This is a genomic window from Glutamicibacter sp. NPDC088483 (assembly GCF_044753145.1).
In the GTDB taxonomy this organism is placed as follows: Bacteria; Actinomycetota; Actinomycetes; order Actinomycetales; family Micrococcaceae; genus Glutamicibacter.
The window spans coordinates 272291-296637 of sequence record NZ_JBIVMP010000007.1; the positions used below are offsets into that span (position 1 = coordinate 272291).

The window sequence follows — 24347 nt, forward strand, 5'->3', positions numbered from 1 at the left end:
CCTTACTGCAAATTGCAAGGCCCGGCAAACAGCGTGGTGGGAGGAAATAAGTGACAGCGACAGGTTACGAATCGACTTTTCGACTGCACACGAGTGATTCGCTGCGCGCAGCTGCGCTCGTGTTGATACCAGTTGTTTTGCTGGCAGCCGGATCAGCCGCGGCGGCAGCGATGGCGCTGGTTTCTGGTGGGACCTGGTTGCTCCGGTACTATGCCGCGTCGCGTACTCAAGATGTGATGGGGCAACTCGTTTTCATAGCCGCTGGAGCTTTCAGCGCGTTTGACGTGTACCAAGTGATCTGGTGGCTGGACCTCGCAGTCCACTTCGTTACCACGGCCACTGTCACCCTCCTGCTCTTTGACGTCGCAACTCATCGAAAGATTCTAAGACCGCCTTCAAACTCGGCTGAAGAACACAAAATAGCAGGCTGGCTGCTGGTGAATGGCACCTTAGCGGCTGTTCTGTGGGAAATCGGAGAATGGGCTGGCTACTTCTTGATTTCCCGGAGTATCGGGGTCGGAATCAGCGACAGCATTACTGATTTACTCGCCGGCATGCTGGGCATTGTCCTGGCAGTGTGCTGGATCAAGCGGATAAGGAGCTTCGGACGCGCATGCGAATCAGCGTAGTAGTCCCGGTGCTGAACGACGAGCACCATCTCCGAACGCTACTGGAAAAGCTTGCGTCGCAGACGCGGCAAGCAGACGAGATCATTGTGGTTGATAACGGATGCACCGATGATAGTGCTCAAATCGCTCGTTCCGCCGGGGCAAAAGTCATTGTTGAGAGAACTAGAGGCATCCCCGCCGCCGCAAGTGCCGGTTACGACCAAACCTCGGCGGAGATCATTGTGAGGTGTGACGCCGATTCGATCCCGCCGGACAATTGGCTTGAGAAGGTCCATGAAGAATTCGCCGGGAACCCCGCTATTGATGCTCTGACCGGCCCCGGTTATTTCTACGACCTTCCGCGGGGCCTCCGGACACTCGGCTCGGTCGTTTACGCTTTCGGATATTTTGCCGGCTTGGGTTCAGCTCTTGCGACCGTTCCGCTATGGGGGTCCAATATGGCGTTCAGAAGCAGCCTGTGGGAAGAACTGAGCCATGAAGTATGTCGCGAGGGATCTGCGATCCATGATGATTTGGATTTGAGTTGTGCTTCGCAGGGGAGTTTCGTCCTGAAATTCGTTCCCTCTTTGCGTGTGGAGGCAGCAGGACGGGTTTACGCGCGGCCGGCCGGACTCAGGGCTTCCAGCAAGGTAGCGCTGAACACTCTGGCGAGGCATGGAGGCTTGAAGGGAATCATCAACCGCTGGAGTACTGTGCTCGGGTTCCATCCTTGATGGATGTTGGTCCCTGCGCCGGCGCGGCCTCTCGGCAGCGGCTGGCATGGGTTGGGTCCCTCCGAACTGCGAGCTGGAAATCCTCAGTTAGCTTTGGCGCGGTTCCGGGCGACAACCAGGAACACGACGATGGCTGCCGAGCACACCAAGATGGCCACTATGCTGGCTTCTGGCCCGAAGCTTCCCCCGGACAGCCAGTCCGGTCCGCTGCTGGTCGCGGTGACCAGCGATTCGCGGGCTTCGGAGCCGGAGGTGACCGATCCGAACAGGCCGGTGATCGCGAAGTTCCAGCCGAAGTGCACGCCGATGGCCAGCCAGAGGGACCCGGTAGCCAGGTATGCGGCGCCCAGCATGATTCCTGCTTCGATCATGATGGCGAAGGCGCCCCACAATGAGGCATCCGGATTCACCAGATGGACCAGTCCGAAGAGGACGGCCGAGATACCCAGCGCCACCGTTGTGCCCCAGCGGCCGCGCAGCAAGCGGAAGACGACGCCGCGGAAGAATACTTCCTCTGACACCGCGATAGCGCACATCATTCCGGCTACGGCCAGCATCCCGGAAACAGAGCCCCAGCCGGTGATCGCGTAGGCGCCGAAGAGGGCAAGCAAGCCCACTGTGGCACCGGACATCAGCACCCCGAGCCCTGTCCCGACCAGCACATGGCGGACGCCGTTGCTCCTCGGGAATTCTTTTACCTTGCGGTGTTCGACTCGTTGTCCCGCAATGCTGAACAGGCCGATCATTGCCACGGCCAGGATGGGTCCGATAATCAGGGCTGCCACCGGATTGCGTGGCCACGCGGCCAGGGCATTGGCCATCAGCATTGCTATGGCCATTCCAGTGACCATCAGGGTTGTGGAGATCCAGATTTTTGCCTGAGGGAGGGGGATTTCTCGGTAGCTTCTGTCATTCTTGCTCCTTGTTCGCTACCCGTTAGTGGGTGTGAACAAGACGCTACGGCGTTGGGGCGCGGGACAAATCACCCGCATCGCGGACTGCGCGCGAAGCCACGAGCCCAAGATCCACAGCGCAGCCAGCAACGCTCCGAAGACGAAGACGAAGGCGTCGGGCACGGTGAATGTGGGGTCAATCCGAATCAGGGCCGCGACAAGCAGGACGTAGCCGGCAAGGAACAGCGATACGGCCAGAGGTCGGTGCCGTTGCACCAGCGCGCCGGCACCTACCAGGGCCACCAGCAGACCGAGAGCCGCGAATGTGGTGGGAAATTCGAGCAATTGGTAAAGCGGCAAACGACGAAAAGGCGAGGGTCAAAGACCAATGCGGCCAGTGGCGCAGTACTGCCACCGAGCCGCCCTGGAACACCACGAGCACTATGCCAAGCAGATTCAGCGGGTGATCGGGGGAGTCCGCCAGCTCAAGGCCCTGCCGTACCAGCCCGGGGACGAATGACAGGCCGATGAGCACCGCAGCGGATACGGCGCCCCAGTTGAATCCGGCCAGCGGCCAACGCACAGTCTTCACTCCGGAATCGTACATCTGCGCCAGGCAGTGCAACGGGCGAAAGATTATCCAGCAACTCTCCGGCGTCGGATCCCCAGCAGGTGGCCGGTGGGTCTCAAGGAAGACCGTGCTGGCGGGACGTGAAGCCCAAGAAGAATCGTGGCGTCGGTAGCGGTTCCGTGTGCTTGGGGCGAGCGCGCCACGAGGTGCTCGTGCACCTCGTACCGGGCTTTTCGGTATTCGCCGGCGGATAGCGCGACGCGGGCTGCCAGATGATATTGAACGGAGTCCCGGTAGCTGCATGCCCGAACTGTTGAGCTCCTTTGCCAGTGGCTCAAGGGGCTGAGTGAGAAAACTGCCACCCCTAGATATGTCTTTTATCCGCGAGCTGTATCAAATAGGATGTATTTATGAAGACTTTGTTCGTTGTTTCTGCCATTCTTTTTGCTGCTTGTTCGGTGCTTTCCTTTAGCGGAAATCCAATGGTTGGCATCTTTGCCGCCGTGGCCAGCTTGTCATCGCTGGCAGGATTCTTCGTGGTTCGAAACTGCGAGGCGAAGGCTTAGCGCACGTACCTCTCGTCGATGGAGCTGCGGCGTTCACGGTAAACTCGAGAACTATGGCTATCGGCGCGACTATACACACCTTTGAAGTTCAACTTGCTGATGTAGATCGCGGGGTTTACGAGGATCTTTCGCTCCGTATTGCGCAGCATCCATCAGAAACCGATGCCTACATGGTCACCCGTGTGCTGGCCTACTGCCTCGAATATGAAGAAGGCATCGCCTTCTCGGCCGGAGGCGTTTCCACCGGGGAAGAGCCAGCCATTTTGGTCAAGGACCTGACCGGACTCATTACCGCGTGGATTGAAGTCGGCGCCCCTGATGCCCAGCGCCTGCATTTGGGCAGCAAGCGGGCAGACCGCACCGCCGTCTACACGCACCGCGATCCTGCCAAGCTCCTGGCTTCTTGGCGTGGCAAAACGATCCACCAGTCGCAGGAGATCATGGTGCGCTCCTTCGACCCCAAATTCATTGATGCAGCGGCCCAAGCATTGACGCGCCGCAATGCCATGTCCGTCTCGGTGACCGAGGGGCAAATCTACCTTGAATTGAACGGGACGAATCTGGAAACCCAGTTCAGCACGCATGAGATTGAGTAGAAAAGCTTAATCTCTGATTCAGCTCAGTGTGGGGTCGCAGTCATCAGCGCGCGGAAACATGGCCGGTGTACACCAATGACACCGACGGAAGTGCTCCATGAAACTGCGCAATATCACCCTTGGCACGGCAACTCTGGCTTTGGCCATCACCCTGGCAGCTCCCGCCGTGGCTGCTCAGATCGAACCGACTGGATCTGATCCACTGATCATTGGCCACCGCGGAGCAGCAGGCGTGGCACCGGAGAACACCTTGGCTGCCATCAAGGCAGGCAGCCAGTCCGGCGCTGAATTCATCGAAATCGATGTGCAGCTGTCCAAGGACGGAGTACCGTTCATCTTCCACGACGGTACGCCCTCCCGCACCACGAACGTGGCAGAGGTCTTCCCTGGCCGCGTCAATGACCCCATCACGTCATTTACCTGGGAAGAACTGCAGCAGCTCGATGCCGGTTCCTACTTCTCAGACGAGTTCGAGGGAACGAAAATTCCCCATTTCGATGAGGTTCCAGGTGCACTGACCGGTGGCACGGGAGTATTCATCGAAATCAAAGATCCAGCCAAGTCCCCTGGCGTGGAGAAGCTGGTAGCCGACGCGCTGGCTGAGGATCCTGAATGGAAGGCACTGGCAGAGGCCAACAAGATCGAGGTCCTCAGCTTCGACGCAGCATCCAACCAGATCTTTGCCCAACTGGCACCTGAAGTACCATTGCAGCAGCTGGCCGGAACCGTGCCTTCTGCCGCGGAACTGGCAACCTACGCGACCTACGCGGATTCTTTCGGCACTAGCTACCGCACCCTTGACGCCGCCGGTGCGCAGCGCGTGAAGGACGCAGGCTTGGGCCTGGGCGTCTACACCGTCAACGCCGTCGAAGCAGCCGATGCTGCACTGGCCCTGGGTGTCGAGCGAATCACCGGCGACTTCCCAGCACAGGTGAACCGCCACATCGCTGGCCAGAAGGATTTCCCTGCCAACAATGGCGTGGTGATTGCCAACGCGATCAATGACGTGCCGGGAGATGACATCGCCCCAGAAAATGGCGAGCACGTGATCCTGGAGAACACCGGAAAGCGCACCATCGATGTCAGCGGCTACATCATTCGCGATGCCGCTAACAACATCCTGGAAATTGGCGAAGGATACGAGCTGGAGACAGGCGATCAGCTGCGCGTGTACTCGGGTCCGGGTACCAACAGCGAAGAAGCCTACTACGTGGACGGACCAGGAATCCTGAACAACGGTGGCGACTCGCTGGCGCTGTGGGATGCCAAGGGCAAGCTCACCGATACCTTCGCGAACTAGCTCTAGGCACAGCAAAACCCCGGGGATCATTGATTCCCGGGGTTTTTCTGGCGGTGACTGTGGGATTTGAAACCTTTAGCAGTCCGTGAGAGTACTCTCAGGGCTCGGATTCGTTTTGTCGGGATGGTGATCGATGCCATGGCTTCCTAGCGTAGATGTTCGTGCATGTGACTCATAGTCCGTTGTCTCATGGTCATCATAATCAAAAAGCTTGATATATGAACATTCCTGAGCATCGACGCGCGTTTGGCGACCGGGGCCGAGAGTTGAGGAAAGCCAAGGGTTTACGTCGCAAGGAGCCTTTGCCAACCATCCTGAACTCGACCGGACTTATGTCAGCGGAATCGAGCGTGGTCGCAGGAATCCCACCTTGGACATCATCGTGAAGATTGCCAGTGGTCTCGGCGAGCATCCATTTGCCCTTCTGTCGACCATCGAGTAATCCGAGGCGGGTTTTGCCCTCCTACTTAAGTAGTATTTACGCCGTTCTTATTTAATGATGATTATTAAACGTGCTCGTTTCTGGGGAGATCCGATCCAGAGCGAGGACTTTTGATTCGGTGGCGCGATTCCGGTCGACCCCCGCTTGGCACGGCAGATGATGCGCCGATCTTTACGAGGATGTAGATTTCGATTCATTCAAAAGGTGATAGTCGTGAAGCTTAAACTTCACTCGATTGCGGTCCGGTCAAATGACGACCACTGCATTCCAATCCCAACATCAAGACAACAATTCCGCTCCGGGGTCACGTACCTTGCGATCGCGTTCGTGGCAATCGCTTCTCTGGTCCTGACTCTGAGTACTGCATTGACGAAGCCAGCGGCGGCCGCTTCGTCTCCGGCCGTGACCAGCATTGCCAGCTTTGGCGAGAATGCCGAGAGTCTGCCAAAGTCCGAGGCTGTTCAGTTGGCCAACAGCGCTGATCTTCCAACGGAGTCGCTCTCAGGCCTGAAGGTCGATCGTTCAGGCGTTCAGGCATGGTCGATGTCCGACGGGACATCGTATGTCAGTTACCCGCTCGTTGGCGACGGCGTTCAGCTCGCCACAGTCGGTGCGCTGCTTGATAAGTCTGGCAACGTTGCGCAGCGCACAGAGATGGCTTTCATTGGCGACGACGTATCTGGTCATGCCCGCATGTGGGTCGACGGAAATCTGACCATGGGCAAGCAATTGACCACAGCTGGCGCGGAAAACAACGTCACTACATATGCCGGTTTCTGGGACAAGCTCAACAACTGCCTTGCCAACGCGGGCATCCCTAGCTGAGTTATTACCGCCATCTCTATCACCTGCGCGGCGGTCTGCGTAGGAACTGTTGGGCTCGGCTGCGTGGGTTGCATCGCCGCAGCCGCGGGCGTATGGGGCGGTCAGGTAGGATATTGCATCGACCAGGCCCAGAAATAGGAAGTGGTCAACATGAAAAAGATCTCGAAAGCAATCATCGCGATGGTTGCAGGCTGGGCGATGCTCTTCGCGGTTGCTAGTCCGGTCAACGCTTCCGAAGGTTCGTTCCTAAACAACGAGCCGCTTTCGGAGTCAGCTGTCGAGCGGGCGATCGCAAGTGCCGAACCGAGTTTCGATGCTCAGCTGCGAAACGGTGCAGAAGTCGATATCAAGCAGGCAAACGTCGCCCGGATCAATGGCTCCAGTTCGCTGATGGTGGCAGCGGCTACGTCTGGGGACGGCCACGACGAGGGCTCCTTCGCCGTTGCCGTCGTTGACGCTGCTGGAGACGTTGTCCAGAGCTTCGCACAGGTTCAAGCCACGTACACCAGCGACAGCACTGCCGAGGTGAAGCAGTGGGTCGATGGGAGTTTGCTCAAGCAGTGGACTGTTGAAGCTACTCCCGAAGCTGAAGCTCAGGCTGCGAAAGCCTTGAGCGCCATGTCTCCTGAAGGCTCGTCGGTGGGCGTTGCGGCCGCTGGCAACGAAGGTGTGATCAAGTGCCTCAACGCGCTGGGCATCTCCACCATGGCGGCGCTCGTGATCATCTCCACCTGTGCGGCGTTCTGTGCTGTTACCGTGGGAACAGGCTGCATCATCTGCGTGGCTGGTTTCACCGCTGTTGCTGGCGCATCCGTAGGACAGTGCCTGAGCGGTGCCAGCTAGGCACGAGAAAGGAAACGGCAAATGACAAAGCAACCTAGCAATTCGTCTGCCGCCAGGAAGAGCACCGTAGTGGTGCTTCTGTTCCTTGCGGTAGCCGCGATCAACCTGCCACGGGTCCCTCAGCTTACCGACTACGCCGTGGTTGGATGGGCTGTTGGCGGAGTACTGCTGCTAGCAGCGCTTATCCTGGCGTTCACCAACTACCGCCACCACTCGAAGACCAGCACTTCACGATAGTAGGTAACGCCGGCTCGTTCGTCGAATGAGCCGAGACGAGCAATGTCCAGATCCGCTGAGCCTAACCCGAAGAGATCCCCTTGCCGCATACAGCAGCAGGGGGACCTTTCTCTGTGCCCGGCTTCCTGAGGGCAAGCGCGCGCAGCAGGTGCGGCAGCCGGCGGGAGGCTAGAGATCTTTTTCGTCCTGCTTGCGCGATGCCCAGTATGGTCATTCTTCGTTGTGGTTCACCCAGTCGCAGGCGTGCGGGCCTGCATGGTGGTGGTAGCCGTGTTCACAACGAAGGATGGGCATGTCGTAACTACCCTCCGGTGAAATATGCACCATAAGTGCACCATGTCAGATCTTTAAAAGAAGAAAACCCCTGGCTGACCAGGGGTTTTCATTGGCGGTGACGGTGGGATTTGAACCCACGGTACGGGGTTACCGTACACAACATTTCGAGTGTTGCACCTTCGGCCGCTCGGACACGTCACCAGACCTGATAACTCTATAACGAACATCAGGCGAAAACAAAAACGAGAGCGCTGTTTTTGGCCTGAAGTGTTCCGAAACACATCAACGTCGGTTTCTAGCCGCGCTTGCTCCGGAAGAATTCACGCAACAGGTCACCGCATTCTTCTTCCTTGACCCGCGAGTACACCTCGACCCAATGGTTCAATCGCGGTTCACGGACGATATCGAAGACCGAGCCGCACGCGCCGGCCTTCTCGTCCCAGGCCCCGAAGACCAATTTGGGAATGCGCGAAAGGACTATTGCCCCGGCGCACATGGCGCAGGGCTCAAGGGTCACCACCAGGGTGCAGTCGGATAAGCGCCAGCCATCATCTTGTCCCTTGGCTTCCAAGGCCTTGACCGCATTGCGAATGGCGACCACCTCGGCATGCGCCGTGGGGTCCTTGATGGCCTCGCGCTCGTTGCGTCCGGTGGCCAGGACTTCGCCTTCGGGGGAGAGGATGACGGCGCCGATGGGTACGTCATCAGTGGCCAGCGCTTCGCGCGCTTCAGCCAAGGCGAGGTCCATCCAAGCATCAAATTCGTGCACCATAGTGCTTTCACTTTACGTGTTTTGGGACGGTAGCCGGGTGCTCGGAGTGTGGTGCACTGCGCACTGCACTGAAGTTTGCTGTTTCCTTGGGCACACCAAAGTGCTTTAACGACGGGAAATCGGGGATATCTCTCGATTTGCCTGAGTCGGTGCTGATAGATTTCTACTTATGCGCGTACAGGTAGTCGACCACCCACTGGTGGCACACAAGGTTTCGGTTCTTCGTGATAAGAACACCCCATCCTCGATTTTCCGCCAGCTGACCGACGAACTGGTCACCCTGCTGGCTTATGAGGCAACCCGCGAGGTGAAAACCGAAAACGTTGAGGTGCAGACCCCGGTCGCCACCACCACCGGTACCTCCATTGCCAAGCCGACCCCGCTGGTTGTCCCCATCCTGCGCGCCGGCCTGGGCATGCTCGAAGGCATGACCCGCCTGGTTCCGACCGCTGAGGTCGGCTTCCTGGGCATGGCCCGCAACGAGGCAACCCTGGACATCATCACCTACGCTGACCGCGTGCCAAATGACTTGGCCGGCCGCCAAGTGTTCGTGCTGGATCCGATGCTGGCCACCGGCGGCACCCTGGCCGAGGCCATCAAGTTCATCTTCGAACGCGGCGCAGAATCCGTTACCTGCATTTGCCTGATCGCTGCCCCTGAGGGCATCGAGCGTCTGAAGGAAATCCACGGTGGCGATCATCGCGTGCACATCGTGCTGGCAGCGATGGACGAAAAGCTGGACGAGAAGTCCTACATCATCCCAGGCCTGGGCGATGCCGGCGACCGCCTGTATGGCGTGACCCCGCCCATTGCCTAGTTCCAGCTAAGCGATGTGCCCGAAGGCTGCGGTGACTACACCGCAGCCTTCGGCGTTTCTTCACCGGTTTCGGGCGTGTCCAACGGAAGCCGGACCTCGAAGACGGTATCTCCTGGCTGGGAGGTGACCGTGACGGTGCCCCCGTGGGCTTCGACGATGCTCTTGGCGATCGGCAGGCCCAGCCCGGTCGTGCCATCGGAGCCAGAACGCGCCTTGTCGGCGCGGGTGAAACGTTCGAAGACCCGAGGCAGGAATTCCGGGGCAATGCCCTCACCGGTGTCGTGAACCCGGATGATGGCTTCATCGGTGTCTTCGTCTTGGTCCACCGAAACGGTGACGGTGTTTCCGGCCGTCGTGTGCTTGCGGGCGTTGGCCAAGAGGTTGGTGATCACCCGGCGAAGCGAGGCCGAGTCGCCATTGACAATGGTCTGCGGCGCCTGGCAGTCGAACTCCCAATGGTGGTCGCTCGCGGTGAGCTTGAAGTCCTCGGTGATATCCGATGTCAGCGAGCACAGGTCAATTTCGCTGCGCTTGAACGCATTCTCCTCATCCAGCCGAGCCAGGAGCAGCAGATTTTCAACCAGTGAGCTCATTCGGCTGCTTTGCTGCAGAACGCGGTCCACCGAGCGCTGCCCGTCCGGGGAGAAATGCTCAGTGGCCGAGAGCAGCTCGGTGTAGCCGCGGATCGCCGAGAGCGGAGTGCGCAGTTCGTGCGAGGCATCGGCGACAAATTGGCGCATCTGGGCCTGGGACTTCTCGCGGGCGGTCAGCGCGGTGGAGACGTTGCTGATCATCGCGTTCAGCGCATTGCCGACATTGCCCACCTCGGTACCGGGGACTGCATCTTGCGCCGGGACGCGCTGGGTCAGGTCCACCTTTCCTGAATCAAGCTCTTCGGCGGCAACCGAAGCAGCCACGGTGGCCACGCGCTTCAGCGAGGCAAGCGAGCGGGAGATCAGCCACGAACCGGCCAGGCCCGCACCGGCGATCAGGATCAAGGCGATGAACAGCGTCAGCCAGGCCATGCCGCGCAACGCCAGATCGGTGCTGTGCAGGGGCAAACCGACAATCAGGATGCCGTTGGATCCAGAGTCCTTGACTGCGACGAGGTAATAGTCGCCCACAGTCAGGTGGGCACGTACCGGCTTGAACTGCCCGCCGGCACGCAACGTGCTCAGCTCCAGATCCACCATCGGGATGGCATCTTCCTGGCTCAGCTGCTTCAGCACGCCGGTGCGTTCGTCCAGCACCCCGCCGTTGAAGACGTATTTGTCGACGAACCGCGCGGTCAGCGTGCCGGCGGACTGGCCGGGGGCATCAAGCCGGGAGTTCACCGCTGGTGCACCCTGCGAATAATTCAGCGCGCGTTCGGTGGTGAGCCGCAGCTGGCTGTTGAGCTGGTCCATCAAGGTCTGGCGCATGCCCGCGTTATAGAGCAGGCCGAGCAAGACAGATACGGCGGTGACCGAGGTCAGCAGGATGAGCAGCAGTTTGCGCTGCAGCGCGTGCGGCGAGCTCACCCTGGTATTCGGGGAAAAGAAACTCATGCAGCCGGCTTCAGCACGTAGCCAACGCCACGCACGGTGTGGATCATCGGCTCCGCGTCAACGTCAATCTTCTTGCGCAGGTACGAGATGTACAGTTCGACGATGTTCGCCTGGCCGTCGAAATCGTAGTGCCAGACGTTGTCCAGGATCTGCGACTTGGATACCACACGGCGGGCGTTGTTCATCAGGTAGCTGAGCAGGTCGAATTCGGTGGCGGTCAGCGAAATTTCGCGGCCTGCGCGGGATACGTCGTGCGAGTCCATGTTCAGCACCAGATCGCCGACCACCAATTCAGCGGAATCCGCAGTGGCCGCACCGGAACGTTCCACGAGTCGGTGCAATCGGATCAGGACCTCTTCGAGGCTGAAGGGCTTGGCGACGTAGTCGTCTGCACCGGCCCCCAGGCCCTCGATACGGTCTTCAACCGCGTCCTTGGCAGTGAGGAAAAGTACGGGGATTTCAGGGAAGTGGGTGCGCACCTTGCGCAGCACCTCGGGGCCGTCGAACCCAGGCAGCATCCAGTCGAGAACCAGTACGTCCGGCGCTAGGGAGCGAGCGGTGGCTACTGCTTCGGGCCCATCGTGGGCCATCGTGGCTTCCCAGCCGAGCATGCGGGTTCCCATGGCGACCAATTCCGCCAATGAAGGTTCATCATCGACCACGAGAACTTTGATTGCCGTGCCATCAGGGTGAGTCAGCCGGGGCAATTGCGAAGGGGAGAATCGTGATTCATTCATGTTAATCAGCTTGTCCTATTGCCATGGGCCGAGAATATGTTTTTGCTGTGTGCCAGCTATGACTATAAGTCGATTTTATGCGGGGAAAACCCGAACCGATAGTGGTTAATTTGGTCAACCCCTAAGAACGACGAATGATTGAAGCGTGGACGGACCATAGTGATGAATGAATATTCAGGCCTATGAATGGACCAGACATAATGACGAAGTTTTATTGATATGTTGACCATATTGTTTAGTTAAGCGCTTAGGTAGCCTAGAATTGTCTAAAGTGTTGTGCGTCACGTTTGGAAACATTCGTCTCACTATGTGGACGCAGGCGTTCATTGTTACTTGCAAGTTGCCAATGTTACGAGGAAACTAGAGGTGTGAGTACGGCGCAGGACGGTAAAAGCACCTCGGATTCCAACATCGAGTTGCCCAAGATCGTCCTCAACGAATGCTCGGCGTCCATGGCATCCAAGCCGAATTATGAGTGATTTGTAATCCGATTTTGGGAGTTATTGACGGGAAACCCAACTGCTGAACGTGGACGAAGGCCGCGAACAGCGCAAGCAAAACCCGAAGCATGAGCGCCAAACCACTTGGCCTTCGCACTAAAAGAGGAAAAGATTATGTCGGCTGGTTCCGGATACGTCCACGTTTCAATTCGCAATGCGCAGAATCGCGCAGCAGCTGCGCAGCGTTCAGCTTCTGGCAGCTATGCACCAGCGGGTTACCGTCCGCTGCGCGCGGTTTCCAATGTTCATGAAACACGTGATGCATCGCATCAGCCGGCTAGCACTCCAGTGCAGTCAACAGGCCAGCCAAGCGCCGACACCTCCGCACGCGGCTTCGTGCTCTACGTGGGCCTGGATGAAACTGCCGCCCAGGCGCAGGGCACCTCGCTGGGCAAGCTGGCCACCCAGGTCCGCGCCTTCCTGGCCACCTTGTCGCCGCAAGCGCAGACCCATGCCGCCGTGGCACTGGCTCCGACCAGCGCCCAGGGTGAGCCCATCGATGTAGTTCGCCAGGCTTTGGGCGATCCGACGATTTCCCGCCGGCCACGCGCTGAAGCCCGTCCATCCACCCCGCGCCCATCTGGCGTGCTGATCGACCTCTCGCGCCGCGAAGTCTACCTGGATGGCGAAACCCTGAACCTGACCTTCAAGGAATTCGAGCTGCTGAACTTCCTCGTGGAAAACGGCACCCGCACCGTAGGACGCGAAGAGCTGCTGGAAAACCTGTGGCGCAATGCCGAAGAAGTCCCTAACGAACGCACCATCGACGTGCATATCCGTCGTCTGCGTTCCAAGCTGGGACGCCTGGCCAATACCGTGCGCACCGTACGTGGCCAGGGCTACCGCTTCTACGAGCACCCAGAAGTTGTTGTCTGGGCAGCTCCGGAATACTCCATCTAGCATCAGCTGGCAGCAGTGGCGGGCAAACCGGGTTCGGTTTGCCCGCCACTGCTGTCTTAAGCTGGAACAATGAACACCATGCACTCCCGCAAGCTCATGCTGATGCGCCACGCCAAAGCCGACTACCCGCTGGGCGTCGCGGATCACGACCGGCCGCTGGCAGCCCGCGGGCACCGCGAAGCCCCGGCCGCCGGAGCCTGGCTTGTGGAGAATGGCCTGATACCGGACTACATCATCTGCTCCGACGCGCTGCGTGCGCGCTCCACCTGCGCCTGGGTGCTTTCCGAACTCGGCGAGAAGGGCCCGACCCCCTATGTCGATTCGCGCATTTTCACCGCAGGAGCCTCGCAGCTGTGCTCCATCATCAATGAAGTTCCCGATACGGTCAGCAACCTGCTGGTGATCGGGCACCAGCCGGTGCTCCAGGAATTGGCGCTGCGCTTGGCGGCAATGGACTCGGATGAAGAAGCCGTTTACGAGCTGGCGATGAACTATCCGACCCTGGGAACCACGGTGCTGGAAACCAAGCATCCGTACTCGCACCTGGATGCCCGTGATGCGCGCGTCACGCATTTCACCGCACCGCGGCCCGCATGAGAGAAGTCTCATCAAGTTTTTTCTAATGCACTAGTCAGCCAGTAAATAAGCGGTGATCTGCCTTTATGAGAAGCAGATGATAGGCCTCTCATCGAATACACCTCGCCGCCTCATGAACCGTTCACTTTCAGTTAACCATTGCTCGTTTCACTGGGAATCGTTGGCAGCACGGCCAGCACCGGCAAACCGCAACGGCGGGCCGGAAACACTGAAAGAGGAATAGGCAGATGGCCATCATCGCAGAATCACTTCCAACGCAGACCCCCGCAGCGCGCAATGAAGTGCAGCAGCAGATCGATGCACAGCGCGCCCGCACCATCCGCGCTGCCTACACCACCCGCTTCGTTGCAGCCGAGCTGCAGCGCAATCCGCAGGATTTCGAGATCGTGCGCCGCGCAAACATGGTGCCGCGTGCCGGTGACGTCGTCATCGCGGCTGTGACCGAGCTAGGCAAGCACACGCGCCTGCAGTCCCCGGTTTCCCGACGCCAGCTGATGTTCGTCGGACAGGAAATCATGGTCGCCTACGGCCACCGCTACGCACCAGACCAGTTCCTGGCCCATGTGCCGGATAACCTGGGTCCATGCCAGCTGGTTGCAGGCGGCGGTGTCGCCAGCGAAGTCATCGAACAGCACGCCTCGATCGATATGGCGACACAGCTGCAGCCCGCAGGCCTGCTGATGCGCCACGGCAAGGTCGTGAACCTGGTGGACTTCGCTCCACTGGGCATCGAGAACGCATCGCCGCGCGCAGCGCAGGTTGCCGCGCCGCGCCCGCCGGTGATCGCAGTGCTGGGCACCTCGATGAACTCCGGCAAGTCCACCACCCTGGGATGCCTGGTCAACGGACTGGTCAACTCCGGCATGGAAGTTGCCGCAGGCAAGGCCACCGGCACGGGTGCCGGCAATGATCCGAACCTGTTCACCGATGCCGGCGCCTTCAGCGTCTGCGACTTCACCGACTTCGGCTTCCCAACCACCTACCGCTTGGACTACGAAACCGTGCGCGACTTGCTGGTGGCGATGATCCGCGAGCAAAGCGCCACCGGCGCAGACGCAGTGGTCATCGAGATCGCCGACGGGCTGTTCCAGGGCGAAACTTCCCGCTTGTTGCGCGACCCGATTTTCGCCGAGCATGTAGACCGCGTGCTGTTCAGCGCCCAGGACGCTTTGGGCGCCCAGGCCGGAGAGCGGATCCTGCGCGAAGCAGGCCTGGATGTTGCCGCGGTTTCCGGGGTGCTCACGGCCTCCCCGCTGGCCGCGATGGAAGCCCAGGCTCAGCTGTCCACCCCGGTCGTCGGGACCTTCGACTTGTGCCAGGCAGAGGTTGCCGCCGCCCTGCTACCAACCCGCTAGGAGCCAAGATGCTGGACCAGAAGATCGCCGTTGAGCAGCCGGCGCAGCCTGGGCGCCTGCCGGCGCTGGTAGCGCCGGGGCGGCGGATGCTGCTGGCCGGATTGCTCAGCCTGGGCATTCTCGCCGGCTTGCTCTCGATTGCCATCGGCTGGCTGATCGGACAGCTTTCGGCCCGCATCAGCTGGGCAGCTCTTGGCGCGGTCCTGGGCTTGGTGGGATGCTTCTTCCTGGCCAAGTACGCTGAACGGGTGCTGGCCGAGAAGCTCGGCCAGCATTATGTGGCCCAGCTGCGCCGCGGGCTGGTCACGCACGCTTTGCGTAGTGCACGCGGTCCGTCCATGGGCATCACCATCGCCCGTTCCACCAACGACCTGTCCTCGATCCGCAACTGGATTGTGCAGGGCATGGTCCCGCTGGTCGCCGGTTTGCCATTGCTGATTGTCAGCGGTGCGGGCCTGTGGTTCCTGCATCCGCTCCTGGCCCTGAGCTTGGCCGCGACCCTGGTGCTCGAGGGCGTCCTGCTGGCGGCCTTGGCCGGGGGTACTTTCCTGAGCGCCAGGACCTTGCGCCGGCACCGTGGAAGCCTGGCCTCGCGCATTGCCGATACCGTCGCGGCGCGGACAGCTATTGCGGCCGGCGGCGGCGTGGAACGTGAAGTGCAAAGGGTGCAGGACTCCTCGCAGAAGGTGATCGATGCTTCGGTGCATCGCGCCCGGTTCGCCGCCGCCCTGCGTGGCGGGGCGCTGGCCATTCCGCTGCTGGGTACCGCGCTGGTTGTGGCGGCGGCCTCGATGGCGCAGCTTCCGCCAGCCGCCGTGGCGACCGCCCTGACGCTGATGGGAATTTGCGCAGGAACCCTGGGCGAGTGGGGCCGCGTGGTGGAGTACCGGCAGAATTACAAGGCGGGCCGGCGAATCATCGCGCCGCTGCTGGCCGAGCAGGAACGCTGGTGGGCCCGCGAAGAATCTTCGGCAAGCACCCGCGATGCCAAGGAGCTGATGCTCCAGCCTTCCTCGGTGCGCATCCAGGTGCCCGCAGGGATGGCCGACCAGTTTTCCACCCTGCGGGCACAGCCCGGGGAGCGAATTGCGCTGCGTGGAAGCCAGGGCCAATGCGCGGCGCTGCTTTCGGCCATTGCTACCGGCGCCCTGGTGCACGGCGCCGACCCGCAGGCCGGGGTGTGGATCGCCGAGGGGCGCAGCGAGGATCTGCCTGCTGCCGGCCGCCGCAAGCTCGTGGGCTCCGCGTTGGAATCCATGGTTCCCGAGCGCGGAAGCGTCGCCCGTGCGCTGCGGTATCGCCATCCGGGCGCTTCGCTGCGCAAGGCCGTGGCGCTGGCTGAAACCTGCGGTTTGAAGATGGCCGATTTGCCCGGTGGAGCGGAAGCCCGCTTGCGCCGGGGCGGCGAACCGCTTAGTTCCGGGCAGCAAGCATCGCTGCTGGTGGCACGGGCGCTGTTGCGCGAACCGCCCTTGCTGGTGGTCGATTCGCTGCTGACCCGCTTGCCCGATGGAGCCTACGGCGACGTGGCCGAACTGCTCAACGGCTATCCCGGGGTGCTGCTCTTCAGCGCCGGACTGCCTGGCATCAGGGAAACCGCCAGCTGGGACGCGCAGGCCTAGGAGCCGGCCGCCGGACGGGTAGCGCGAAGCCCATCCACGGTGAGCAGCACGGCGCGCACCGTTTGCCCGCGATCCAGGCCGGTCTGCCCCGAGGCGCGCATCCGGGCAGTAAACAAGGCCGCACCGAAAATACTGGTGGCTACCGAGAGCTTCTGGTCGGGCTCGAGCACGACCAGGCGTTCGAGAACCTCGATGATCAGCCCGGTCACCTGCGTGTGCAGCGGGGTGCTGGCGAACGCATTGGCGGTGTCCGCGCTCAGCTGCTCCTGCATCCACAGGTGGGCAAAGGAGGGGTAGCTGGCGACGAAGTCCATGGAGAATTCCAGCATCTGCCTCAGCGCAAGGTAGGGGTCTTCCCCGGAGGCCGCACGTGCCAGTTCGCCCATGAGCTTGTGCGCGCCGTAGCTGAGGATCTGGCTGACCAGCTCGTCTTTGGAACCGAAATTGTAGTAGACCGTGCCCTTGGAAACGCCGGCCGCGGCCGCGATCTCGTCCACCGAGACGGACTCGGGGGAGCGCGAACCGAGCAGCTGCATGGCCGCTTCGAAGAGCTTCTCCTTCGAATCCGTGGCCCGCACACGGCGGCGTTGGCCCGTTGGCGTTGTCATTCTTTCAGCTCCGGTTGCAGTGTTTTCAAGCTCCAGGTCTTGTTCTTGCGTACCGCAAGCATACTCAAGACTAGTCCAATGGCGGTGTAGAGCAGCAACGAACCGGTAACCGATGGCAGCACTCCCAGATCCGCGCCGTACATCAGGTGGCGCATGCCGATCACCACATTGCTCATGGGCAGGATCCGGTGCAGCAGGTGCAGCGAATCAGGCAAGGTCTCCCAGGGGAAGGTGCCGCCGGAGGTGACCAGCTGCAGGACCATCAGTACCAGCACCACGAACTTTCCAGCGGTGCCCAGCAGCGCGAAGCACCCCTGGATCAGCGCACTGAAACATAAGGCAGAACCGGCCAGCAAAGCCCAGATCAGCCACGGGTGGGCGGCATGCAGTCCCAGCCCGAATCGCACCACCGCGTAGAGCAGGCTGGTTTGCAGCACTGCGATGGCGGCGAAGGGCAACCAGCCGCCGATGGAAATTTTCCAGTTGCTGCCGTTGGAAGCCAGCGCGCGCTTGGTCATCGGGCGCATCACCTGGGTCAGGATCAGCACGCCGATAAAGGTCGCCAGGGTCATGAAGAAGGGGGCAAGGCCTTCGCCATAAGCCTGCGCTTCGGCCTGCTTGCTATTGGAGACAGCTACCGGATTGCCCATGACTTCGGCCAGTTGCCCGCTGGTGGACTTATCGGGGTTCGGCACCTTCCCGGTGCCGTCCTCCAGGCCGGCGGCCAATTCATCTGAACCGTCTTGCAGTTCTTCGGTGCCGTCCGAGAGCTCGCCGACTCCATCGGAGAGCTGCACCAGTCCGTTGTGCAGGGCTCCGGTGCCGGCGAGCAGCGTGCCGGCACCCTGATCCAGTTGGCTTGCGCCGTCAGCCGCGTCGGTGGCGCCATTCAATGCGGACTGCTGGCCCTCGGCCAGGGTCTTTGCCCCGGTGTGGGCTTCGGCGGCGCCGGAGGCGAGCTTCGCCGAGCCTTGGGCTGCCGAGCCGATGCCCTTCGCGAGTGCAGGCATGGCGTCATCCAACGCCTTGGTGCCATCCGCGAGGGTGCCCAGGCCGGTGGCCAGCTGCTGGTTTCCTTCGGCTACCTGCGCCGATCCGTCGGCGAGGGTGTGCAGCTGCGTTTGCAGGGTAGATAACTCGGTATTGACCTGGGTCACTTTGGTATCCAAGGCATTGCCGAGCGTAGAATTCTGCACGCTTTGGCTGACCGTGCTCTGGATGGAATCAGCCTGGTCCTGGGTGAGCACGCCACTGCTGACCAACTCGTCCAGGCGCTGCTGCGTATCTTCCTTGACGCTATCCAGCTGCGTTTTCGTGTTGGCCTGCAGCTGGTCGATTACCGCGATGGCGTCATCTGCCGTGCTGGCCAGCTGCTGGTTGCCGTCTGCGACCTGCTGTGAACCGGCAGCAAGCTGGTCGGCGGCTTCTTTCGCGCTGGCGGCGCCTTGATCCAGCTTCGAGACGGAACCGGGCAGCGCTTTGGTCTGCGTCTTCAAGGTGTGCAGACCGTCGCTCAGCTCTTTGCTGCCGTCGGCCAGCTGCGCGGTGCCGTCGGCCAGTTCGGCGCTGCCGTCGCGCAGCCGGGTTTGGCCGTCGACCAGTTGGCCCAACCCTCCCGACAGGTCGGCGGTGCCATTCTTCAGGGTCTTGGTGCCCGAGTTCAGCTCGGTGCTGCCATCGACGAGCTTGGTGGTGCCATCGGCCAAGGTGACCACGCCATCGCCCAGTCGCAGGGTGCCATCGTAGAGCTTCCCGGCGCCGTCTGCGGCTTCGCCCATCGAATCGTGGATGTCCACGAATCCGGCGATCATCGCCGAAGCCGTTTCGGTTCCCACTTCCTGGGCGACCGAGGTGCGCACCGTGGTAGCCAGCGTTTTGGCGAAGTTGGACACCATGAAGTTATTGGCATCGTTGGTCAGCAGCTCGATATTGGCCTGTTCGGCATCATCGAAATCGCCTGGCGAGACCAGGGCCGAGGAAAAGTCCTCGGGCAGGATCAGCGCAAAGGCGTACTGGCCGGTGGCCACGGCCTGCTCGGCTTCCGCCTTGGAATCCACGTGCGCCCAGCTGAAGGTGCCGTCGTCTTCCAATTCCTCGACGACGTCGTCGCCGACTCGGGTTTTCTCGCCGTCCTGTTCGGCGCCTTCATCCAGATTGACCACGGCGGCCGTGACCTTGTCGAGGTTTCCCTGGGGGTCCCAGTTGGCGTAGAGGTAGAGCGCGCCATAGAGCAGCGGAACGCAGGTGACCGCGATGAGCGCCAGTTTGGGCAAGGTGCCGCGGCTCATCCGCTTGAGCTCGGAGAGGGCAAGTCGCAAAGTTGTCATGGGCTATTCCTTTGCTTCGCACTGAACAGCGTCAGCAAGTTCGTCGGCTGGGAGGAAGAAAACGTGGTTGTCCGCGATGCCCTCGGCCATGGCCAGGTGATCCAGGCCCAGATCGAGTTCGCCTTGGATGAACCCGGTGGATGGATCGGGCAGTGGGAGCACTGCTGGTTCCGGGTCGGCGGCCTGCCCGGTTTGCGGCTGCCAGCACTGGGGCAGCCGGCTGACGATAGCCAGGACTGCGAATTCCCGATGCGAGGAAGCGAAGTTCTCCAGGGTCTCGAGCCAATGCTCGTCTTCCAGATCGTGCCGGTCCGGTGAATCGACGATGAGCAATTCAAGACGGGGATTCTCGGCAGCCAGCAGGAGCTGGAGTTCGAAGAGGCGGCCCGGATCGATGGCATCGCTCCAGCAGCTGGCGATATCGTCGAATCCATGCTGCGCCATCCACTTCCTGGCGCCGGGCTTGCGCCAGCTTGGCCCCGGGATCAGCCCCAGATCTTCTGCGACAAGATCGCAAACCTTCAAGTGGGATTCGGGTTCATTGATCCCCGGCGAATCGACCAGAGCGCTGTGCTTGCGCAGGGTTCGCAGCTTCGGATCCGCATTCCACACCACCGTCCCGGAGCTGGGTGCCATGCGTCCGCTCAGTACAAGGGCCAGCGCGGTCCGGGAAATCTGCGGCTCGGATACCAGCAGCTGCAGTTCACCTCTTTGCAGTTGCACGGAGGTGGGCCCCACGAGCTGGTCGTGGCGTCCCTTGACGGTAATGGAATCTGCGGTAAGCACAGTTAAAGACTAATTGAACTGACCGGTCAGTTCAATTAGTGAAAAGGTTCCTTTAATCACTACTGGACGTAAAGCGTTTGATGACCTTTGATGGTTGTTGGGTACGTCACGAAAAAGCGGGGCAGAGTTCAGGTGCAGTTAATCGGGCTTTGCTTACCTTGGAACCAGGCCCATGCACGCGGCAGGGCCGCCGCTGCTTGAATATCTACCTAGGGAAAAACATGATCAATAGACGTCCCACTCGCATCGCTGCCGCGGTGCTGGGAACCGCGCTTGCGGTTTCGAGCTTCTCGGCGGCGCACGCCGATACTGCCGAAATCACCCCCATCGAACAGATCCAGGGGACCGGCGACAGCTCACCCATGGCTGGCCAGGACGCAACTGTGCGCGGTGTTGTCACCGGAGCCTACGCCGACGGCGGATTCCGCGGCTTCTATCTGCAGAGCGCTGGCAGCGGCGTAGATGCCTCGGGCCAGGCGAGCTCGGCGATCTTCGTGTACGCGCCGGACGAGGTTTCCTCGGTGAGCGTCGGCGACCATGTCCAGGTTTCTGGCGAAGTGTCCGAATACTATGGCTTGACCCAGCTCAAGGCTGGCAGCGTCGAGGTGCTCGATGAACCGGCGCAGGGCGTCAAGCCGCTGGCGATTTCACTGCCGAGCAGCGATGCCGAGCGCGAGCGCTTTGAATCCATGCTGATCGAGCCGCAGGGCGAGTTCACCGTCTCGGACAATTACTCGCTGAACCAGTACGGCGAGCTGAGCCTGGCCATGGGCACCAGCGAGATCCTGCCCGGCGAACGGCTGCTGCGCCAGCCAACCGATGTCTTCAAGCCGGGCAGTGCCCAGGCCAAGGCTCTCGCGGCGGAAAACGAGCAGCGCTCGATCGTGGTCGATGACGGGGCCACGCTGAACTTCTCCACCAGCAAGAACAAGCAGATCGCCCTGCCGTACATCGACGCGCAGCAGCGCGTCACCGTGGGCGCTGACGCATCCTTCATCGCACCGGTCATTTTGGACTACCGCTACGATATGTGGCGTTTGCAGCCGCAGGGCCAGGTGGTCGGCGCCGATGATGCCGATATCGCCGTGAACTTCGAGCAGGTCGACAACGACGCTCCGCAAGAGGTGGGCGGCAATGTCAGCGTTGGCAGCTTCAACGTGCTGAACTACTTCACCACTACCGGCGACATGCTCGATGGGTGCTCGTACTACACCGACCGCGAGGGCAATCCGATCAATGTCCGCGGTGGTTGCGATGCGCGCGGCGCGGCGACCGCTGAAAGCTTTGAGCGCCAGCAGTCCAAGATCGTTGCCGCACTGGGCAAGTTCACCGCAGACGTGGTGGTCCTGGAAGAAATCGAGAACTCGGCACGCTTCGGACAGAACCGCGATGCCGCCCTGGCTCACTTGGTCAACGAGTTGAACCAGGAAGCTGGCCAGAAGGTTTGGAGCTATGTCCCGACCCCGTCCGTTGTGCCCGCTGACGAAGATGTTATCCGCACCGCGATCATCTACCGCGACAAGGCCGTGAAGCCCATCGACGAGTCGGTCATCCTCGACGATCCAGCATTCGTGAACGCCCGGGATCCACTGGCCCAGGCCTTCCAGCGTGTCGGCGGAAACCAGAACACCCGCTTCCTGGTCGTTGCCAACCACTTCAAGTCCAAGGGCTCGGATCCTGCTGATGGATCGGGCAATGCCGACAGCGGCGATGGCCAAGGCGCTTGGAACGAAGCCCGTGTCGGCCAAGCGGAAGCGCTGGTTGGCTTCGCGGACGATCTGAAGAAATCGCGCAATACCGACCAGGTGCTGCTGGCGGGGGACTTCAACTCCTATTCGGCTGAAGATCCGATGCAGGTTCTGGTTGAAGCCGGGTACGTGGACCTCGGCGCCGCAGCCGATTCCCAGAGCTACCTCTACGACGGCTTGGTCGGCTCGCTGGACCACATCTTCGCCTCGGAGAAGCTGGCGGGCAAGGTGACTGGAGAAGACATCTGGAACATCAACGCCCTTGAATCCGTGGGCTACGAATACAGCCGCTACAACAACAACATCACTAACCTGTTCGCGGCTGACCAGTACCGTTCCTCGGATCATGACCCGGTGCTCGTCGGACTGCAGCTGGATAAGAAAAACTGACTTTTCCCGCCTGCGCGGTGGCGGGGCGCTCTTCTTCCCTGAAGAGCGCCTGGCCACCTTCTTTTAACCCGCTTTGGGGAACCCAGAGGGGCGCTGGCTGCGGGGCGGAGAATTCTTTGGGGAAAAGGCTTGACAGAAAACTTCCATCGTGGAGAATTGTTGGAGAAGATTTGTGAGAGCGCTCACAAAATGTTTGGCAGAGTCGCTTTCATCGTTTCAGGCATCCAGGAAATCGCAGGAATTTTCTTTTTTGCCGTATTTTGAGAGCGCTCTCAAACTTGTTGGCGCTCACCCGCTCGCACGATTCATATCCGAAATGGAGTCACCGTGAAACCCTCACGCAAATCCCCACTGGCACTGGCCACGGCCGTTGCCGGAAGCATCGCCCTGGTAGCAACCGGCTGCGCAGCCGACGCAAGCAAGGATGCCCAGCCGGCCTCGGCTGATAACCCGGTCACGCTGACCGTGACGACCTTCGGCACCCAGGGACTGGACCCGCTGTACGAGAAGTACCAGAAGGAAAACCCTGGAATCACCATCGAAGCCACCAACATCGACACCGGTGGCAACGCGTTGACCGACTGGAAGACCAAGCAGGCTGCGGGTGCCGGCCTGCCAGATGTCCAAGCAGTGGAAGAAGGCTGGCTGGGCCAGGTGATGTCGGTTGCAGATTCCTTCACCGATCTGCGCGAGTTCGGTGCCAATGAGGTAGCGGGGGATTGGGTTGACTGGAAGGTCAAGCAGGCCACCGACCCAGAAGGCCGCGTCATTGGCTACGGTACGGACATTGGGCCGATGGGCATCTGCTTCAATGCCAAGCTGTTCAAGGACGCTGGCATGCCCAGCGAGCGCGAAGAAGTTGCCGAGTTGCTCGGTGGCGACGACGCAACCTGGGAAGACTTCTTCAAGGCAGGCAACGAGTATGTGAAGAAGACCGACAAGGCCTTCTACGACCAGTCCGGTTTCGTCTGGAATTCCATGGTCAATCAGCTCGACGAGGGCTACTACAAGGCTGACGGATCACTGAATATCGAGGGCAACGCCGAACTGCGCGAGCGCTGGGACCTGCTCTCCGATGCTGCGTCCAAGGGGCTGTCGGCCAACCAGACCCAGTGGGACTGGGGCAAGGGCCAGGCCTTCGTTGACGGTTCCTTCGCCGTCATGCCTTGCCCGGGCTGGATGCTTGGCACGGTCAAGGGCCAGGTTGAGGGTGCCGGCGGAGACTCCAGCGCAGGCTGGGACTTCGCAGATGTCTTCCCGGGCGGCGCGGCCAACTGGGGTGGCTCGTTCCTGACCGTGCCGACCACCTCCGAGCACCCGGCCGAGGCTGCGAAGCTCGCCCAGTACCTGACCAGCGCATCGTCGCAGGCGACCTCATTCGAGGAAGCCGGCACGTTCCCTTCGAACCTGGAAGCGCAGAAGTCCGAGGCAGTGACCGGCACGAATGAGATGAGCGAATTCTTCAATAACGCACCGGTGGGCGAAATCCTGGGCAACCGCGCCAACGGCGTCCAGGCCCAGTACAAGGGCCCTCAGGATTCGGTGATCCAGGAGCAGGTCTTCGGCCCGGCTATCAAGGCGATCGATGCTGGCAGCGACAGCGAGACCGCCTGGAACAAGGCCCTCTCCACCCTGCAGGAACTGGAAATCAAGTAATCCCGTAGCCCGCTTCGAATCCAGGCAAGGGCCGCGGCACGCAACGAGGTTGCGGCCCATGCCTGGACAGCTACTGCAGCAGGAAAGATGCCAC

The 24347-nt window shown here is 60.9% G+C and carries 24 protein-coding genes, 1 tRNA gene and 1 pseudogene; 17 read left to right on the plus strand and 9 right to left on the minus strand.

The genetic code is table 11. The features are described 5' to 3' along the window. Positions 1-50 precede the first annotated feature (50 nt). On the plus strand, positions 51-629 hold the full coding sequence (locus ACIP6G_RS16050; protein ID WP_365943098.1) for a hypothetical protein: 579 nt from the start codon (positions 51-53) through the stop codon (positions 627-629). Then, positions 614-1342, plus strand: a complete 729-nt coding sequence (locus ACIP6G_RS16055) for a glycosyltransferase family A protein (RefSeq protein WP_365943099.1) — start codon at positions 614-616, stop codon at positions 1340-1342. Before ACIP6G_RS16050 ends, ACIP6G_RS16055 begins: the two co-directional genes overlap by 16 nt. 83 nt (positions 1343-1425) lie before the next feature. On the opposite strand, the gene ACIP6G_RS16060 is transcribed toward ACIP6G_RS16055, so the two are convergent. Both ACIP6G_RS16060 and ACIP6G_RS16065 read right to left on the minus strand, forming a co-directional pair. Continuing rightward, the gene (locus ACIP6G_RS16060) at positions 1426-2181 is read right to left on the minus strand and encodes a CPBP family intramembrane glutamic endopeptidase (RefSeq protein WP_365943100.1); all 756 of its coding nucleotides are present in this window, start codon (positions 2179-2181) and stop codon (positions 1426-1428) included. 90 nt (positions 2182-2271) lie between these two features. Next, positions 2272-2580, minus strand: a complete 309-nt coding sequence (locus ACIP6G_RS16065; protein ID WP_400291226.1) for a hypothetical protein — start codon at positions 2578-2580, stop codon at positions 2272-2274. Positions 2581-2623: 43 nt separating this feature from the next. Here ACIP6G_RS16065 and ACIP6G_RS16070 point away from each other — a divergent pair, with 43 nt between their 5' ends. The 8 genes and pseudogenes from ACIP6G_RS16070 to ACIP6G_RS16105 all read left to right on the plus strand — a co-directional run bounded on the left by ACIP6G_RS16070 (position 2624) and on the right by ACIP6G_RS16105 (position 7615). Then, positions 2624-2755: a hypothetical protein gene (locus ACIP6G_RS16070; protein ID WP_365943102.1), complete on the plus strand. Its 132-nt coding sequence runs from the start codon at positions 2624-2626 to the stop codon at positions 2753-2755. Between the two features lie 461 nt (positions 2756-3216). Further along, on the plus strand, positions 3217-3372 hold the full coding sequence (locus tag ACIP6G_RS16075) for a hypothetical protein (protein WP_365943103.1): 156 nt from the start codon (positions 3217-3219) through the stop codon (positions 3370-3372). A gap of 53 nt (positions 3373-3425) precedes the next feature. Next, the gene (locus tag ACIP6G_RS16080; RefSeq protein ID WP_365943104.1) at positions 3426-3968 is read left to right on the plus strand and encodes a YaeQ family protein; all 543 of its coding nucleotides are present in this window, start codon (positions 3426-3428) and stop codon (positions 3966-3968) included. A gap of 97 nt (positions 3969-4065) precedes the next feature. Further along, complete coding sequence (locus tag ACIP6G_RS16085) at positions 4066-5268, plus strand: glycerophosphodiester phosphodiesterase family protein (RefSeq protein ID WP_365943105.1); 1203 nt, start codon at positions 4066-4068, stop codon at positions 5266-5268. 331 nt (positions 5269-5599) lie between these two features. Next, positions 5600-5710: pseudogene (locus tag ACIP6G_RS16090) on the plus strand (helix-turn-helix domain-containing protein); the annotation flags it as partial. A 213-nt stretch (positions 5711-5923) separates the two neighbouring features. After that, a complete protein-coding gene (locus tag ACIP6G_RS16095; protein ID WP_365943106.1) occupies positions 5924-6535 on the plus strand; it encodes a hypothetical protein in 612 nt (203 codons plus the stop codon). A gap of 150 nt (positions 6536-6685) precedes the next feature. Then, positions 6686-7378 (plus strand): hypothetical protein, encoded by a 693-nt coding sequence (locus tag ACIP6G_RS16100; protein WP_365943107.1) that lies wholly within the window; start codon positions 6686-6688, stop codon positions 7376-7378. 21 nt (positions 7379-7399) lie between these two features. Next, on the plus strand, positions 7400-7615 hold the full coding sequence (locus ACIP6G_RS16105; RefSeq protein WP_133835086.1) for a hypothetical protein: 216 nt from the start codon (positions 7400-7402) through the stop codon (positions 7613-7615). A 386-nt stretch (positions 7616-8001) separates the two neighbouring features. Here the strand turns inward: ACIP6G_RS16105 and ACIP6G_RS16110 are convergent. Beyond that, positions 8002-8092 (minus strand) — tRNA-Ser (locus tag ACIP6G_RS16110). A 94-nt stretch (positions 8093-8186) separates the two neighbouring features. Next, positions 8187-8663: a tRNA adenosine(34) deaminase TadA gene (gene tadA, locus ACIP6G_RS16115; RefSeq protein ID WP_105658823.1), complete on the minus strand. Its 477-nt coding sequence runs from the start codon at positions 8661-8663 to the stop codon at positions 8187-8189. A 169-nt stretch (positions 8664-8832) separates the two neighbouring features. On the opposite strand from tadA, the gene upp reads away from it, so the two are divergent. Continuing rightward, positions 8833-9480: a uracil phosphoribosyltransferase gene (gene upp / locus ACIP6G_RS16120; protein WP_105658822.1), complete on the plus strand. Its 648-nt coding sequence runs from the start codon at positions 8833-8835 to the stop codon at positions 9478-9480. A gap of 35 nt (positions 9481-9515) precedes the next feature. On the opposite strand, the gene ACIP6G_RS16125 is transcribed toward upp, so the two are convergent. Then, positions 9516-11000, minus strand: coding sequence for a cell wall metabolism sensor histidine kinase WalK (locus tag ACIP6G_RS16125; protein WP_286172350.1), 1485 nt, complete (start codon positions 10998-11000; stop codon positions 9516-9518). Positions 11001-11023: 23 nt separating this feature from the next. Beyond that, positions 11024-11764 (minus strand): response regulator transcription factor, encoded by a 741-nt coding sequence (locus ACIP6G_RS16130; RefSeq protein WP_105658820.1) that lies wholly within the window; start codon positions 11762-11764, stop codon positions 11024-11026. Positions 11765-12378: 614 nt separating this feature from the next. Here ACIP6G_RS16130 and ACIP6G_RS16135 point away from each other — a divergent pair. The 4 genes from ACIP6G_RS16135 (at position 12379) to ACIP6G_RS16150 (ending at position 16738) form a co-directional block, all read left to right on the plus strand. Next, on the plus strand, positions 12379-13164 hold the full coding sequence (locus tag ACIP6G_RS16135; RefSeq protein ID WP_105658819.1) for a winged helix-turn-helix domain-containing protein: 786 nt from the start codon (positions 12379-12381) through the stop codon (positions 13162-13164). Between the two features lie 69 nt (positions 13165-13233). Then, positions 13234-13761, plus strand: a complete 528-nt coding sequence (locus tag ACIP6G_RS16140) for a SixA phosphatase family protein (RefSeq protein ID WP_400291231.1) — start codon at positions 13234-13236, stop codon at positions 13759-13761. A gap of 227 nt (positions 13762-13988) precedes the next feature. Beyond that, the gene (locus ACIP6G_RS16145) at positions 13989-15116 is read left to right on the plus strand and encodes a DUF1611 domain-containing protein (protein WP_400291233.1); all 1128 of its coding nucleotides are present in this window, start codon (positions 13989-13991) and stop codon (positions 15114-15116) included. An 8-nt stretch (positions 15117-15124) separates the two neighbouring features. Then, complete coding sequence (locus ACIP6G_RS16150) at positions 15125-16738, plus strand: ABC transporter transmembrane domain-containing protein (protein WP_400291235.1); 1614 nt, start codon at positions 15125-15127, stop codon at positions 16736-16738. Here ACIP6G_RS16150 and ACIP6G_RS16155 read toward each other — a convergent pair. The 3 genes from ACIP6G_RS16155 to ACIP6G_RS16165 are packed head-to-tail and all read right to left on the minus strand — an operon-like array spanning position 16735 to position 20459. After that, positions 16735-17346, minus strand: coding sequence for a TetR/AcrR family transcriptional regulator (locus ACIP6G_RS16155; protein WP_400291237.1), 612 nt, complete (start codon positions 17344-17346; stop codon positions 16735-16737). The genes ACIP6G_RS16150 and ACIP6G_RS16155 overlap by 4 nt on opposite strands. Then, a complete protein-coding gene (locus tag ACIP6G_RS16160) occupies positions 17343-19673 on the minus strand; it encodes a YhgE/Pip family protein (protein ID WP_400291239.1) in 2331 nt (776 codons plus the stop codon). The genes ACIP6G_RS16155 and ACIP6G_RS16160 overlap by 4 nt, the downstream gene beginning before the upstream one ends. A 3-nt stretch (positions 19674-19676) precedes the next feature. Next, positions 19677-20459 carry an ABC transporter ATP-binding protein gene (locus ACIP6G_RS16165; protein WP_400291240.1) on the minus strand — a complete coding sequence of 261 codons (783 nt, stop codon included), beginning with the start codon at positions 20457-20459 and terminating at the stop codon, positions 19677-19679. Between the two features lie 221 nt (positions 20460-20680). Between ACIP6G_RS16165 and ACIP6G_RS16170 the strand changes: the two genes are divergently transcribed. Continuing rightward, complete coding sequence (locus ACIP6G_RS16170; protein ID WP_332503554.1) at positions 20681-22597, plus strand: ExeM/NucH family extracellular endonuclease; 1917 nt, start codon at positions 20681-20683, stop codon at positions 22595-22597. 327 nt (positions 22598-22924) lie between these two features. Further along, a complete protein-coding gene (locus ACIP6G_RS16175; RefSeq protein ID WP_332727510.1) occupies positions 22925-24253 on the plus strand; it encodes an extracellular solute-binding protein in 1329 nt (442 codons plus the stop codon). The last annotated feature ends 94 nt before the right edge of the window (positions 24254-24347 follow it).